Below are 14,929 nucleotides of genomic sequence, written 5' to 3'. Positions count from 1 at the left end.
CCCACCTGCGCCGGACACCACCGTTTCCGTCGCAGACGCGGGAAACCGGCCAAAGCGAGCGGAGAACCTGCGGAAGTCGGGGGTAGCCGGGGTCGGGGGGGCGTGGAGGCGGGGTCGGGGGAGGCGTGGCGCCGGGGTTCGCGGGGTCCGGGAATCAGGCCGGGTCGGCGAGGTCGAGCACGACGAGCACGGCGTCGGCATCGACCCGGTCACCGGGGGCCACGGCGACCTCGGCGACGGTGCCGGCCGCGGTGGCGGTGACCCGGTGTTCCATCTTCATCGCCTCCAGCGTCACCAGCAGGTCGCCGGCGACGACCTGCTCTCCCGGCGCAACGTCCACGGTGGTGACCGTTCCCGGCATGGGGGCGCTGGTCGCCCCGGGATCGAGACGGCGCTCGGGCACCGGGAACCGCGCCGGGAGCACCAGGTCGACCCACCGTCCGTCCACCAGCGCAGCGGTGTGCTCGTCGGCGTCCGCACCTCCGCCGAGGCGGGTCCGCACCGCGACCGTGCGGCGATGCCCGTCGAGCTCGAAGGTCACCGCGTCGTCGGTGCGGGCGTGCAGCCGCGCCTCGAACTCCTCGAGCACCTCCTGCGGGTCCTGCCAGATCCCCGCGGGTGCATCCGCGGCCACCTGCACCCGCCACCAGGCGCCGGCGCGGCGCAGCGGCGACACCCGGAGCACGGCCCCACGGCCGTGCGACGGATCCACGATGCGCAGCTGCAGCGGCAGCGCGGCGGTGTTGGAGAAGCCCGGTGGGACGCGGGCCGGCACCTGTCCCGGCGGCGGCCCGAGCAGCCGGTGCAACGCCGACGCCACCTGCGCCGTGCGGACCGTTGCCTCGTCGGGCACGAACCGGCGGAGGGCTGGCGTGCCGAAGCGCTCGTCGAGGAACGCCGTGGTGGTGTCGCCGGCGAGGAACGCCTCGTCGCGCAGGATCGCGACCAACAGGTCGCGGTTGGTGGTCCGACCCAGCAGCGTGCGCGCCAACGCCCCCGACAGCCGCGACGCCGCCTCCTCCCGGGTGGCGCCGGTGGCGATCACCTTGGCCAGCAGCGGGTCGTACTCGTGCCACACCTCGTCGCCCGCGCGCACCCCGACGTCCCAGCGCACGCCGGGCAGCCGCGGCGGCGCGAAGGCGTGCAGCGGCCCCGGGACGGGGCGGTGGTCGGCCACCGGGTCCTCGGCGTAGAGGCGGGCCTCGATCGCGTGGCCGACCTGGACCAGCTCGTCCTGGGCGAACGGCAGCGGCGCACCGGCGGCGATCGCCAGCTGCAGACCCACCAGGTCGAGTCCGCGGTGGTCGTCCGGACCGCCGTCGGACGCGACGGTGCCACGTACCCGGACGGTCTGCTCGGTGACGGGGTGTTCGACCTGCAGGCGGGTGTTGACCTCGAGGAAGGCGAACGCCGTGCGCGGGTCCACGTCCTCGCCGGCCCGTCGGCGGGCGAGCACCGTCTCGTCGGCCACGAACTCGACCGTGCCGGCGTTGACGTAGCCGATCGCGCGGGCGGCGTCGACCGCGGCGCCGGTCAGCGCCGCCCGCACCTCCGGGTCGATCGCGACCGAGGGGGCCTCCTCGACGACCTTCTGGTGCCGACGCTGGATCGAGCACTCCCGCTCGAACAGGTGCACCACCGTTCCGTGCACGTCACCGAACACCTGGACCTCGAGGTGGCGCGGGCGGGCCACGAAGCGTTCGAGGAAGACCCGTTCGTTCCCGAACGCCGCGGCGGCCTCCCGCCGGGCGGCGTCGACCGCCGCCGACAGCTCGTCGGGTCCGGCCACCAGCCGCATGCCACGACCGCCACCGCCGGCGGCGGCCTTCACCAGCAGCGGGTACCCCACCTCGTCGGCCCGTTGCGCCAGCTGCGCGGCGGACAGCTCGTCGTCGAGGTCGGCGCCGGGGACCACCGGGACGCCGGCGGCGGCCAGGCGCCGCTTGGCCGCGAGCTTGTCACCCATGGCGGCGATGACGTCCGGTGACGGGCCGACCCAGGTCAGCCCCGCGTCCGCGACGGTCCGCGCCGCCTCGGCGTTCTCCGACAGGAAGCCGTAACCGGGATGGACGGCGTCCGCGCCGGTGCGCCGTGCGGCGGCGACGACCGCGTCGACACGCAGATAGCTGTCGGCCGGTGCGCTACCACCCAGACGGACCGCCTCGTCGGCGACCGTCACGTGCAGCGCGTCGGCGTCGGCATCGGAGAACACCGCGACGGTCGCGATGCCCATCGCCCGGCAGGTCGCGGCGATGCGCACGGCGATCTCGCCCCGGTTGGCGACCAGCACCTTGCGTGGCAGCCGCAGCGGGCCCGTCGCTGCGGGTCGTGGATCCGACGTCGGCGAGGAGGTCATGGGCAGCTCACATCCGGAACACGCCGAAGCCGGTGGCACCCCGGACCTCGGCGGAGCAGACGGCGGACAGCGCCAGCCCGAGCACGTCGCGGGTGTCGCGCGGGTCGATCACGCCGTCGTCCCAGCCCTGGCCGGTGGCGAACAACGCGTGCGACTCGGCGGCGACCTGCTGCTCGACCATCGTCCGCACCGCGGCGTCCTGCGCGTCGTCGTAGGGCTCGCCGCGATCGGCGGCCGCCTTGCGGGCCACGATCGAGAGCACCCCGGCGAGCTGCTGCGGTCCCATCACGGCGATGGCGTGGTTGGGCCAGGTGAACAGCAGCCGCGGGTCGTAGGCGCGACCGCACATGCCGTAGTTGCCGGCGCCGTAGGAGGCCCCGGTCATCACCGTCAGGTGCGGTACCTCGGAGTTGGTCACGGCGTTGATCAGCTTGGCGCCGTCCTTGACGATGCCGGCCTGTTCGTAGCGGGTGCCGACCATGAACCCGGTGACGTTCTGCAGGAACAGCAACGGGACCGGCACGCGGTTGGCGAGCTGGATGAACTGGGCGCCCTTCTCGGCCTCCTGGTTGAACAGCACGCCGTTGTTGGCGAGCACGCCGATCCGGTGGCCGTGGACGGAGGCGAACCCGCACACGAGGTTGGGTCCGTAGACGGGCTTGAACTCCGCGAAGCGGGAGCCGTCCACGACGCGGGCGAGGACCTCGCGGCTGTCGAACGGCTCGCGCAGGTCGACCGAGGCGATGCCGAGCAGCTCCTCGGGGTCGTGCACCGGCTCGTCGGCCGGTCCGCTCGGCGACGGTCCCGCCTTGCGCCAGTGCAGGTGGGCCACGATCCGGCGGGCGATGCGGATCGCGTCGTACTCGTCGTCGGCGAGGTGATCGGCGAGGCCTGAGGTGCGCGCGTGCATCTCGGCGCCGCCGAGCTCCTCCTCGTCGGCCTCCTCACCGGTCGCCATGCGCACCAGCGGCGGACCACCGAGGAACACCCTGGAGCGCTCGCGGACCAGCACCGTGTGGTCGCTCAGACCCGGCACGTACGCGCCGCCGGCGGTCGACGAGCCGAACACCACGGCGATCGTGGGCACCCCGGCCTTCGACAGCGCCGTCAGGTCGTGGAAGGTGCGCCCGCCGGGCACGAAGATGTCCTTCTGGTGGCGCAGGTCGGCACCGGCCGACTCGGTGAGGTTGACCACCGGCAGTCGGTTCTCGGCCGCGACCTGCAACCCGCGCAGTGCCTTGTGCACCGACCAGGGATTGGACGCACCACCCTTGACGGTCGGGTCGGTCCCGGTGACCAGGCACTCGGTGCCGCTGACCACGCCGATGCCCTGCACGACCGAACCGCCCACCAGCGCGTCGCTGCCCCAGCCGATCAGCGGCTGGAGCTCGAGGAACGGGCTGCCCGGGTCGAGCAGCAGCCCGATGCGCTCCCGGATGGTGAGCTTGCCGCGCCGACGGTGCCGCGCGAGCTTGTCCGGACCCCCGCCCGCCGCGGCGAGCGCGAGCTGGTGTTCGATGTCGACCAGCGTGGCGAGGTTGCCCTCGCGGTTGCGCACGAAGGTGTCCGAGGTCGGGTCGACCCGGCTGTCGAGCACCTCGGTGTCCACGTGCCTCCCCGCCGCGGCGGCCACGCGGCGATGGGGCCGCCGCCGCTGCACGGAACGCTAGCGAACGGATCGTTCCGAACCGACGTCGGCGGCGCGGGACCGCGTCTTCCTCAGCGCGGGACCGCGATCTCCTCAGCGCGGGACCGCGACACCGGTCGTGGTGGTGTTGCCCGACCAGGTGATGCGCGGGTTGTTGGCGGTGCGCAGGTAGCCGTAGAGGGAGGAGCTCGGCACGAACCGGTTGTTGCGGACCGTGACGTTGGTCGGCCCCGGCTGACCCTGGACGCCTTCGACGTAGAGGTTGTAGCTGCCGCCGCTCAGCAGGTTGTTCTCCACGAGGACCTGGTCGACACGGCCGTGGATGGCCTGCAGGAACACCGCCGAGGTCTGCCGGCCCCACACCCCGAGCAGGGTGTTGTTGCGGATCCGGATGTTGGTACCACCGGAGGTCTGCACGGCGTCGTTGTGCTCGTTGCCCCTCGACTTGCGCAGGTTGTGGACGTAGCTGCGCTCGATCGTGGTGTTGTTGCCGACCCGGAACCCGTCGTCGCAGTTGCGCACCTGCACGCGACGGGCGGTGTACTCGGCGAAGCCGATGCCCGCGACACAGGCGTCACCCTGGCCGACGATCTCGGTGTCCTGGACCACGAGGTTGCGCGCCCCGAGCTTGGTGTTGACGTGGATGCCCCACTCGCCCGCCGCCTCGACGCGCACGTTGCGGATCACGACGTTGGGGGCGACGACGAAGACCTGACCCCGCACGAGCGTGTTCTCGAGCACCTGGCCGGACTTGTTGAGCATGACCGAGCCGGTGCGCACGGTCAGCTGGGCGTTCGCGACGGTCACCCCGGTGTTGCCGGGGCCGGGGAAGCCGGACGCCTGCGGGTTGGTCAGCACCGACGGGACCGGGCCGGTGAGCGGGTAGCTGGTGGAGACGGCACCGAGGATGGCGGTGCTCGCGTCAGCGGGGGCCGGGGCGGCCGCCGAGGACGCACCGAGCAGCAGCGTGGCGCCGACGACGAGGGCCGCCGCGCGCCGCAGGGGGACGAGTCGAAGAGCAGTCATGATCGTGGTTCCGCCGGTGAGAGGGAGGCAGGCGCACGCAGGTCGGCGTGCGTGGACACGCACCGTGGGTGGTGCGGCGTCAGGCGTTCCTGTCGGGAGGACGGCGGCCCGGCTCGACTCCGCCTCACGAATCTCTCCCCGGTTGTCCCGGGGGGCGCACATCCCACACCGTGCTTCTTCAGTCGACCCGGACTCGGCCGAGGATCCCGCCGCCTAGGCTTGCGCGCCCACGGGGGACCCGCGGGTGACGCCAGCACCGTGCACGCCGGCACACCGCCTACCGGCACCGCTACCGGGCCGATGGAGACGACGCGACGTGCAACGACCGCAGGTGGCCGTGGTGATCCCGGTCTTCAACGGCGCGACGACGATCGCCGCCCAACTCGAGGCGCTGGCCCGGCAGGACACCGACATCGCCTTCGAGGTCGTGGTGGCCGACAACAACTCCACCGACGACACCGCGCGGGTCGTTGCCCACGTGGCTGCCGAGGTCGGCGCCGACGTGCCGATCCGACGGGTAGCGGCCCCGACGCAGGGGTCCAACGCCGCCCGCAACGCCGGTGTGCGGGCCACCGATGCCCCCAAGCTGCTGTTCTGCGATGCCGACGACGTCGCCGAACCCGGCTGGGTCGGGCACATGGCCAAGCTGCTGGAGGACCACGACGCGGTGTCGGGGGCCCTCGATCCGTTCACCCCCGACGGTGGGGTGCTGCCCCCGGCCCCCACCGGGTCGGTCCGTCCGCCGCGGCCGCCGTCGTTGGACTTCCTGCCGCTGGTGCTCGGCGCCAACTGCGCGGTCCGACGCGACGTGTGGGAGGCGGTGGGCGGCTTCGACGAGTCCTACAGCGCCGGCGGCGACGACGTCGAGTTCTTCTGGCGGGTCCAGCTCGCCGGCTACTCCCTGGTCGTCGACACGGTGCCGCTGATGGCCTACCGGCTGCCGTCCTCGCTCGGCGAGGCGGTGCGCAAGGGGTTCCGCAAGGGCAGGGTGTCCGCCCGACTCTACGAGGAATTCCGCCCCCGCGGTGCGCGGTTCCGTCCGTGGCGCGCCGTCGGTTCGTGGGCCGGCCTGCTGTACCGGGCCCCGGCGCTGGTGCGGGGCCGCGATGCCCGCGGCAACTGGCTGATCCGCGCCGGGCAGTGCTCCGGCCGACTCGTCGGTGGCCTGCGCCGAGGGCTGTGGTACTTCTGATCACGAGCGGCGGGTGGCCGACGCCGCAGCGGCGGCCGTGCTCACCTTCCGCAGACCGACCACCACGTCAGGTGATGGACGCGCCGCCGCCCCGCCGGGACACGGGCACAGATGATCGTTCCCCGCACAACTGGGCTGTACGGCGGACGGTGGCGGACATCATCCGGACCCTCCCTAGTGTGTTGCCGGCGCACGAGCCGGGGACAGGCTCGGACACCCACGACGGAGTCGACCCATGCCGCAACGCTCGACAGCGGACCCGCGCGTCCTGGTGACCGGTGGCGCCGGCTACATCGGTAGCCAGACCTGCAAGGCGCTGCGCGCCGCCGGCTTCGAACCGGTCACCTACGACGACCTGTCGACCGGACACCTCGACGCCGTCCGTTGGGGACCGCTCGAGATCGGCGACGTCACCGATCCGCAACGGCTCGAGGACGTCCTGCGTCGCCACCGGCCGGTCGCCGTGCTGCACTTCGCCGGTCGGGCCTACGTCGGTGAGTCGGTGACGGACCCGCAGGGTTACTGGCACACCAACGTCACCGGCTCGGTCACGCTGCTGCGCGCCCTGCTCGCGACCACGCCGGTCCCCCTGGTGTTCTCGAGCACGTGCGCGACGTACGGCGTCCCCGCGCAGGTCCCGATCGCCGAGGACACGCCGCAGCAGCCGATCAACCCCTACGGCCGATCGAAGCTCGTCGTCGAGCAGGCCATCGCCGACTTCGGCGCTGCCTACGGGCTTCCCAGTGTGATCCTGCGCTACTTCAACGCGGCCGGGGCGGATCCGGACGGCGAACTCGGTGAACGGCACGACCCCGAGCCGCACCTGGTACCGCGCCTGCTCGACGTCGCCGCCGGCGACCTGCCGTCCGTGTCGGTGTACGGCACCGACTTCCCCACCGAGGACGGCTCCTGCGTGCGGGACTACGTGCACGTCGCCGACCTCGCCGACGCGCACGTGCGTGCGGTCGAGCACCTGTTGCGCGGCGGCGCCTCGGTCCAGCTCAACCTCGGAACGGGGACCGGGACCTCCGTGCTGGCCGCGGCGCGCACCGTCGCGGCCGTGACGGGCCGCGAGGTGCCGGTCACGCCCGACGCACGGCGCGCCGGTGACCCGCCCGCCCTGGTCGCCGACGGCGGTCGCGCCCGTACGGTGCTGGGGTGGCAGCCGACGCGCTCGGACTTCGCCACCATCGTGCGGGACGCCTGGGCGTTCCGACAGGCGCCGCCTCCGCCCCCGGCCTCCGGCGCCCGGCGGCCCCGTGTCGCGGTGACCGACGCCGTCGCCGAAGCCACCACCTCCGGTCCGCGGCCCGTGGTCAGCGTCGTCGTGCCCACCCACAATCGGGTGCGCCTGCTCGCTCAGACGCTCACGTCGGTGCTCGAGCAGCGCGACGTCGAGCTCGAGGTGATCGTCGTCGACGAGGCGTCGAGCGACGCGACGCCGGAGGTGCTGGCGCGCCTCGACGACCCACGGGTACGGGTGCTGCGCCACGAGCGCTCCCAGGGACTCTCCGCGGCGCGCAACGCCGGCGCGTCGCTCGCGACCGGGCGGTGGCTGGCCTTCACCGACGACGACGACCTGTGGTTCCCCGACAAGCTCGCGTCCCAGCTCGCCGCCGTCGAGCACGACGGCGCCGACTGGGCCTACGGCGGCGCGCTGCAGTTCTCCGACGGTCCCGTGCTGCACGGGCTGATGCTGCCGGCGCCGTGGGCACCCGACTTCGCCGAGCTGCCTCGCCGCAACGTCGTGCCCGGGGGCGGCTCGAACGTGCTCGTGCGACGCGAACTGCTCGACACCGTCGGCGGGTTCGACCCGACCATCGACATGGTGGCGGACTGGGACATGTGGATCCGCCTCGCCCGCGAGGGGGATCCGGCGCTCGTCGCTCGGCCGGTGGTCGCCTACCGGCTCCACAGCGGCAACATGTCCAACGGCGTGGACGAGGTGCTGCGCACCGCCGCGGTGCTCCAGGACCGCTACGCCGAGCTGCGCGGGGACGACCCGTTCGACTGGGAGGCGATGTTCACCTGGCTGTGGTTGCGGGCCATGCGTGCCGGCGACCACGCCACCGCCCGGCGCGTGGCGCTGGCTTCGACGCGCAGGGGCCATCCGGGCGCTCCGGGACGGTTGCTCCGGGCGGGGCTGCCGATGCGTCAGCGTCCGCCCGCCGAGACCCGCGTGCAGGTCGCCGACGGCGTGATGGAGTCCCTGCGGCCGCGGCGGGTGCTGCCCTGGCCCGAAGGGGCCAAACCGTGGCTGTCCGCCCTGCTGGCCGTCGGTCCCGACGAGCTGCTGCGCGGCACCCGCGGGTCGGCTCCTATCCGGGCTCCGCAGACGGTGTCGTGAGCTCCTGACGCAGCGCCAGGCGCCGGAAGGCCGCATCGCGTTCGAGCAGTTCGTCGTAGCCGCCGTCGGCACGGACGCGACCGCCCTCGACGAGCAGGACGCGGTCGCAGGCCTCCACCGTCGACAGGCGGTGGGCGACCACGAGGACGGTGCGTCCGGCGCGGACCGCGTGCAGGGCCTGCATCAGTCGGGCCTCGGTGAGGTTGTCCAGCGCCGAGGTGCCCTCGTCGAGCAGCAGCACGTCGGCCTGCCGGTACAGCGCCCGGGCGATCGCGACGCGCTGCCGCTGGCCGCCCGAGAGCCGCACGCCGCCCTCGCCGACGGTCGTCTCGAGCCCGTCGGGCAGGGCGGCGAGGACGTCCTCGAGCTGTGCGAGCTGCACGGCCTCGTGCAGCTGTTCCTCGTCGAGCTCGTCGTCGGGGACGCCCAGCGCGATGTTGCGACGGATGGTGTCGTCGACGAGGAACACCGACTGGGACACGACCCCGAGGTTGCGCTGCCAGCCCCGGCGGTCGTCCTCCAGCGGGACGCCGTCGACGAGCACCTGCCCGTCGGTGGGCGGCAGCAACCCGGTGATCACGTCCATCAGGGTGCTCTTGCCGCTGCCGGTCGCACCGCAGATGCCGACCATCGTGCCGGCGTCGAGCACCAGGTCGACGTCGCGGAGCGCGTCCTCGGCCGCGCCGTCGTAGCGGAAGCTCACCCGCCGCAGCTCGATGTTCGACCGCAGCGGCCGCGGGGACGCCGCGGTATCGGGCAGCTCGACCGACGCCACCAGCTCGAGGTCGGCCAGCACGTCGTCGACGGCCGCGCTGGCGTAGCGCAGTTCGTTGAGGCCGGAAACGACCGCGGTCAGTGACGGCTGCACACGAAGGCCGACGTAGGCGAACATGCCCAGCACCGAGACGACCTGACCCGACGCCTGACCGAGCGCGGCCGAGACGGCGAAGAACAGCAGGATGAACACCAGCAGGGCGGTCTCCATCACCAGACGGGGCAGCTGCCCGAGGGTCGCCCGCAGGTAGGCCATCCGGGAGAACTCGTCGACGCCCTCACCGAAGCGCGCGGTGAAGGGTTTCTCCCGGCCCAGCAGCTTGATGTCCCGCAGTCCCTGCAGGGCCTGCTGGATGGCCTGGAGCATCTGCTGGCTCATCTGGTGGGCGGTCTGCCCGTACCACTTCAGCCGCGGCTGGATCAGCCGCAGCAGCACCAGCATCGCCGACCCGACGACCACCACGGCCAGCGCGGTACCGAGCGGCGAGATCACCACCATCACCACGAGCAGCCCTGCGGTGACCACGGTCGCCGCGAACACGTTGATCAGCGGCGCGAGCCCGCCGTTGACGACCTGGGCGGTCGCGGCCTGCACGTTGCGGATGCTGGTCGAGGAGTTGCGCCGCAGGTGGAACGCGTAGGGCAGGGCGAGGTACCCGGCCGTCAGGCGTTTCGCCAGGTTCGCGCCCGTGGTGGCCGCGAGCCGGGCGTGCAGGTAGCCGACCAGGGCCTGGAACGCGGCCCGCAGCACGAAGAAGACCGCCATCGCCAACGCGACGGTCACCAGCACCCGGTTGTCGTCGGGATCACCGAGCCGGTCGACGATCGCGACGGGCAGCGGCAGGTCCAGTCCCTCGGCGGCGACCAACGACAGCATCGAGTAGACCATCAGCGCGCCGAGGATCTCCAGGCCGGACGACACCACGGCCAGTCCGGCGAGCCCGAACCAACGCGTGCGGTGGCGGGGGTCGATGAGGCGCAGGCAGGACCTGGCAGTCTCGAGCAACGGGCTCCCTTCGGGTGTCGGTGGCCGCGGCAACGGGCCGTGGTACCCGCGCAGGCCCAGCGCGGTCGAAGCGTAGGCGGACGCGCAGGTGTGCTCGCGCCGACGCGCGTCCGGGCCGACACGCGGTCGGCCCGGAGGCGACGTCGACCGGGCTCAGCGCCCGATCACCCGACCGGTCAGGTCGGTGTTGCCGCTCCACGCCAGCTGCGGGGAGTTCTGCGTCCGCAGGAAACCGTAGATGGCGGACTGCTCGACGAAACGGTTGTCGCGGACGGTGACGTTGGTCGGACCGGGCTGGCCCTGCACGCCCTCGACGTAGAGGTTGTAGCTGCCACCGCTGAGCAGGTTGCCCTCGACGACGACCTGGTCGATCGGTTCGAAGATGGCCTGGAGGAACACCGCCGACGTCTGTCGACGCCAGACGCCGATCAGCGTGTTGTTGCGAATGTGGATGTTCGTCCCGCCCGTCGCCTGCAGGGCGTCGTTGTGCTCGTCCCCCCTGCTCTTGCGCAGCCCGTGCACGAACGAGTCCTCGACGGTGGTGCTGGTGCCGATGCGCAGGCCGTCGTCGCAGTTGGTCACCTCGACGCGCCGGGCGGTGTAGTGGGCGAAGGCGATACCGGCGATGCAGGTGTCGCCCTGTCCGACGATCTCGGTGTCCTGCACCAGCAGGCCGCGGGCACCGAACTTGGTGTTGACGTGGATGCCCCACTCGTAGGTGGCTTCGATCCGCACGTTGCGGATGACGACGTCCGGGGCGGCGACGACGACCTGACCACGCACGAGGACGTTCTCGAGCACCTGGCCGGGCTGTCCGAGCGTGACCCGCCCTTCGCGGACGGTGAGCTTCGACGGGTCGGTGACGCCGGTGTTGCCCGGACCGGGGAAGCCGTACTTCTCCGGGACCAGCAGGACCTCGGGTACGGGCCCGGTGGCAGGCAGGTCGGTCGCCACGGCCTGCCGGGGCGTCCAGACCGGTTCGGGGGCGGGGGCCGGTTCGGGGGCGGGGGCCGGTTCCGGGGCGGGGGCCGGTTCCGGGGCGGGGGCCGGTTCCGGAGCGGGCGCCGGAACCGGCTCGGGGGCGGGCGCCGGAACCGGCTCGGGGGCGGGCGCCGGCTCGGGGGCGGGCGCCGGTTCGGGCGCAGGCGCCGGCTCGGGTGCGGGGACCACGGAGCGGTTGGCCTTGCTGTTGCCGTTGCCGGGGGTGGTGGTCTTGGTCGCCGCGGCGACGGTGGTCTTCGGGGCGGCCTCGGCCCGGGCCGTGGTGGTCAGGGTCTGACCGCCGAGCACGAGGCCGGCCGCGAGGCTCAGGGCGAGTGCACGGCGGAGCGGCACGGATGGGGAGACGGGCATGGCTGGCTGGCCTTCCTGACGGAGGGAAGAGGGAGGTGCGATGCCGTCGGGCCCGTTCGGACGTCGCTCCCGAGGTGTCGGTGCGCCATGCCCCGAGCTTGATGCGCCGACGTCGCCGAGCGGGCGCGCTGCGGCGTTTGCGCGCAGCGACCGGCCCATCCCTTCAGTCGTGACCGCCCCGGCCGAACCGGGTCGCTGCGATCTACCTTCGCGTGGTCCGACCCCGTCACTCGCTCCGAAGGAACCGCCGTGTCGTCGACGCCCCCGACGCCAGGTGCCGGGGTGCCCGCACACGGGGTGCCCGCGCCGCGGGTGTCCGTGGTCATCCCGGTCAGGAACGGCGCCCCCACCATCGCCGCGCAACTCACCGCGCTCGCCGGCCAGGACGTCGACGAACCGTTCGAGGTGGTCGTCGCCGACAACGGATCGACCGACGCGACCGTCGACGTCGTTCGGAGGTTCGAGGCGTCGATGCCGGTTCGCGTCGTGCCGGCACCCGAACCGGGCATCAACGCCGCTCGCAACGCCGGTGTCCGCGCCGCCCGGGGACAGCTGTTGCTCTTCTGCGACGCCGACGACGTCGTGCGGCCCGACTGGGTCGCCCGCATGGCCACGCGGCTCGGCGACCACGACGCCGTCTCCGGCGGGCTCGCGCCCGTACCCGCCGAGGCATTCGGCTCCGCCCCGACGGCGACGAACCGTCTCCGGCGGCACCGCCCGGACCAGGGTCGTCCCCGCCGGCCGCTGCGTCCACCGGCACTGGAGTTCCTTCCTCGTGCCGTGGGTGCCAACTGCGCCGTCCGACGCGACGCCTGGGAAGCGGTGGGTGGGTTCGACCCGTCCTACCGGGATGGCGGTGGCGACGACGACGAGTTCTTCTGGCGCGTGCAGCTGGCGGGCTACTCGTTGACCGTCGACCCGGAGCCGACGGTCGTGTACCGCCTTCCCGAGACCCGGCGACAGGCGCTGGTGAAGGGCTACCGCAAGGCCAGGAGCAGCGCCCGGCTGTACGCCGAGTTCCGACCCCACGGCGCGCGCTTCCACCCCCGGCGTGCCATCGCCCGGTGGGCGGGTCTGCTGTACCGCTCCTACCAGCTGCTCCGTGGGCCCGACGCCCGCACCGACTGGTTGGTCCGGGCCGCCCACGCGGCCGGCCGCCTGGCCGGTGCCCTGCGCCAGCGCATCGTCTACTTCTGAGCGCTGGCCTTCGACCCACGGGCGAGCCGCGTCCGCAGCCGGCGCGTCCGGGCGTGCAGCCGGTCGAGGTGGTCACGGCGGTGCTTGGCCAGCCGAAGCAGCGCGAGCACCCGCCGCAACCCGGGCGTGGTGCGGGCCTCGGCGCCGGCCCGCCAGCCGAACCAGGTCCGTGAGGGCAGGCCACCGGCACGTGCCGCCTGCACCACCTCGCCCCAGCCGTAGGGCGACGCGAGCTCGCCGGCCGCGCCGTCCGCTCCCGAGGCCCCCTCGAACGGGAAACGGCCCCAGGCGTCCGCCTCGCCCGGGGTCGGCCGCTCCCAGAACCGCCGAGCCACGTCGACGACCGCCTCACGCACGTCGTCCGCGGACGCCACCGCCCGCCCCTCGGGCCACTCCAGCGCCTGCGCGAACGCGTCCAGCGTCCGCCGCTGGGTGGTCGCCCCCCACCGTTCGAGCGCCGTGGGATCGTGCTCGGCGAGCACCGGCACGACCTGCTCGCCCTCGTCGCGGTAGTCGAGCACGGTGCCGTGGTCGGCGGTGCAGAACACCTCGATCAACGCCGATCCGCCGGGCGGACGACCGACGCCGAGCTGACGGACCTCGTCCTCGAGCCAGGCTTCGACCGGCAGCGCGTCGAGCAGTGGATGGGGCCGCAACCGCCGGCGGTACAACAGCAGGTGCAACGGCGCGGGTGCCCCGACAGCGGTGCAGAGTCGGGTGAGCGCGAGTTGTTGACTGCCGGTCCCGGTGGTGTCGACGAAGGCGACCGGCCCGTCGGGGAGCACCCCTTGCTGTTCGAGATGGCGGCGCACCCGTGCGCGGCGCACGGCGACGGCCGCGTCGAGTGCCGGCCGGAGCCCGCCGTCGACGAGGTCGTCGAGCAGCGCCTCACGACGGTCCTCGTCGGGCACGCTGGCCAGCGCCTCCGCGTCGAGGTCCAGCCGCCGCAGGGGCGCCGCCACCGCGGCCGGTTCGAGCCCGAGCCGTCGCAGGATGGTCCCGACGGTGTTGGTCTCGACGTGGGTCAGCACCCAGGACAGCTCCGCGCGCGACACCCCGTCCATCGCCGCCACGTTGAGGGACTGGCGACTGACGTGCAGGTAGCGCAACGACAGCTCGGCCGCGTCGGCCGGCCTCAGGTGGTCCGCGAGCCGGTGCAGGACCTGCCCCTCGCGGGCGAGGAAGAACACCGACCGGACCTCCCGCTCGACGGCGCGCTCGAGGCTCCAGCGGGTGAACGTGGCCAGCAGCGGTCCGGCCACGTCGGCCGTGACGTCCCGCACGGCCCGCTGGCGACCCTCCGCCGGCGTACGCAGGCGCGCCAGCCGGGCGGCGCCGGCCAGCGCCTGCGCCAGTCCGTGCGCATCCCGTCCGGCGACCAGTCGCCGCTCGTCGCCCGTGAGATTGGCGGCGGGCAGGTGGGTCGCGGCCAGCCCCGCCTCGGCGGCACGCCGGACGTCGGCGAAGGCGTCGTTGCCGAGGTGGCGCACCACCTCGCCGTCGCGGTTCTCGACCGCGACCACGGCCGCGAACGCGTCCCCGCGACGTTTGCTCGCGCCGAGCTCGCAGGAGGCGTACACCCGGTCGTCGGCACCGAGCAGCCCGCGCTCGTCGAGCCAGCGCCGCAGCGTCGAACTCGCGTGCGAGGTGTCGGAGAGGAACGCGATGCGGTGGCCGTCGGCACGCAGACGGGCGAGCCGTTCGACCATGCCGGGAACCGGGTGCAGCAGCCGACCCTCGAGGTCGATCTCCCGTTCGAGGACCGCCCGGGCCCGCTCGGCGGTCCAGCGCCGGGCCGCCGCCACCTCCGTGTAGATCGCCGCCAGCGGCGGGTCCACGCCGCCGCAGCGGCGCCAGGCGCGGTCCGCGGCCCGCTGCCGGGTCTCGGCGAACGCGGCCGCCTCCCCCGGCGTCCCGTCCTGCTCGAGCAGCCGGCCGAGCATGGCGGGTACGGCCTCGGGACTGGCGACCGAACGCACCAGGACGGTGTCGAAGACGTCGACGGTCACGACCCGGGTCCCCACGCGCGC

The 14,929-nt window shown here is 73.5% G+C and carries 9 protein-coding genes; 3 read left to right on the top strand and 6 right to left on the bottom strand.

Going from position 1 to position 14,929, the window contains the following annotated elements:
• Positions 1-154: 154 nt before the first annotated feature.
• The 3 genes from ELR47_RS08020 to ELR47_RS08010 form a co-directional block, all read right to left on the bottom strand.
• Entirely contained in the window at positions 155-2,356 is a 2,202-nt protein-coding gene (locus ELR47_RS08020; protein ID WP_130649425.1) for an acetyl/propionyl/methylcrotonyl-CoA carboxylase subunit alpha, read from the bottom strand.
• Between the two features lie 7 nt (positions 2,357-2,363).
• On the bottom strand, positions 2,364-3,965 hold the full coding sequence (locus ELR47_RS08015) for an acyl-CoA carboxylase subunit beta (RefSeq protein WP_188584378.1): 1,602 nt from the start codon (positions 3,963-3,965) through the stop codon (positions 2,364-2,366).
• Between the two features lie 132 nt (positions 3,966-4,097).
• Complete coding sequence (locus ELR47_RS08010; RefSeq protein WP_130649424.1) at positions 4,098-5,030, bottom strand: right-handed parallel beta-helix repeat-containing protein; 933 nt, start codon at positions 5,028-5,030, stop codon at positions 4,098-4,100.
• 316 nt (positions 5,031-5,346) lie between these two features.
• On the opposite strand from ELR47_RS08010, the gene ELR47_RS08005 reads away from it, so the two are divergent.
• Together ELR47_RS08005 and galE are read left to right on the top strand one after the other, a co-directional pair.
• Complete coding sequence (locus ELR47_RS08005) at positions 5,347-6,222, top strand: glycosyltransferase family 2 protein (protein ID WP_165403942.1); 876 nt, start codon at positions 5,347-5,349, stop codon at positions 6,220-6,222.
• 235 nt (positions 6,223-6,457) lie between these two features.
• Complete coding sequence (galE, locus tag ELR47_RS08000; RefSeq protein ID WP_130649422.1) at positions 6,458-8,569, top strand: UDP-glucose 4-epimerase GalE; 2,112 nt, start codon at positions 6,458-6,460, stop codon at positions 8,567-8,569.
• Here galE and ELR47_RS07995 read toward each other — a convergent pair.
• Together ELR47_RS07995 and ELR47_RS18650 are read right to left on the bottom strand one after the other, a co-directional pair.
• Positions 8,541-10,349 carry an ABC transporter ATP-binding protein gene (locus tag ELR47_RS07995; protein ID WP_130649421.1) on the bottom strand — a complete coding sequence of 603 codons (1,809 nt, stop codon included), beginning with the start codon at positions 10,347-10,349 and terminating at the stop codon, positions 8,541-8,543. The genes galE and ELR47_RS07995 overlap by 29 nt on opposite strands.
• Before the next feature lie 153 nt (positions 10,350-10,502).
• Positions 10,503-11,702, bottom strand: coding sequence for a right-handed parallel beta-helix repeat-containing protein (locus ELR47_RS18650; RefSeq protein ID WP_188584379.1), 1,200 nt, complete (start codon positions 11,700-11,702; stop codon positions 10,503-10,505).
• A 249-nt stretch (positions 11,703-11,951) separates the two neighbouring features.
• Between ELR47_RS18650 and ELR47_RS07985 the strand changes: the two genes are divergently transcribed.
• A complete protein-coding gene (locus tag ELR47_RS07985) occupies positions 11,952-12,899 on the top strand; it encodes a glycosyltransferase family 2 protein (RefSeq protein WP_165403941.1) in 948 nt (315 codons plus the stop codon).
• Here ELR47_RS07985 and ELR47_RS07980 read toward each other — a convergent pair.
• Positions 12,890-14,908, bottom strand: coding sequence for a hypothetical protein (locus tag ELR47_RS07980; RefSeq protein WP_130649419.1), 2,019 nt, complete (start codon positions 14,906-14,908; stop codon positions 12,890-12,892). The two genes, ELR47_RS07985 and ELR47_RS07980, sit on opposite strands and share 10 nt — an antisense overlap.
• Positions 14,909-14,929 lie beyond the last annotated feature (21 nt).

Origin of the sequence: Egicoccus halophilus (assembly GCF_004300825.1) — a bacterium.
Lineage (GTDB): Bacteria > Actinomycetota > Nitriliruptoria > Nitriliruptorales > Nitriliruptoraceae > Egicoccus > Egicoccus halophilus.
The sequence above is the reverse complement of the archived record's forward strand: the minus strand, read 5'-3'. Positions and strand labels throughout refer to the sequence as shown.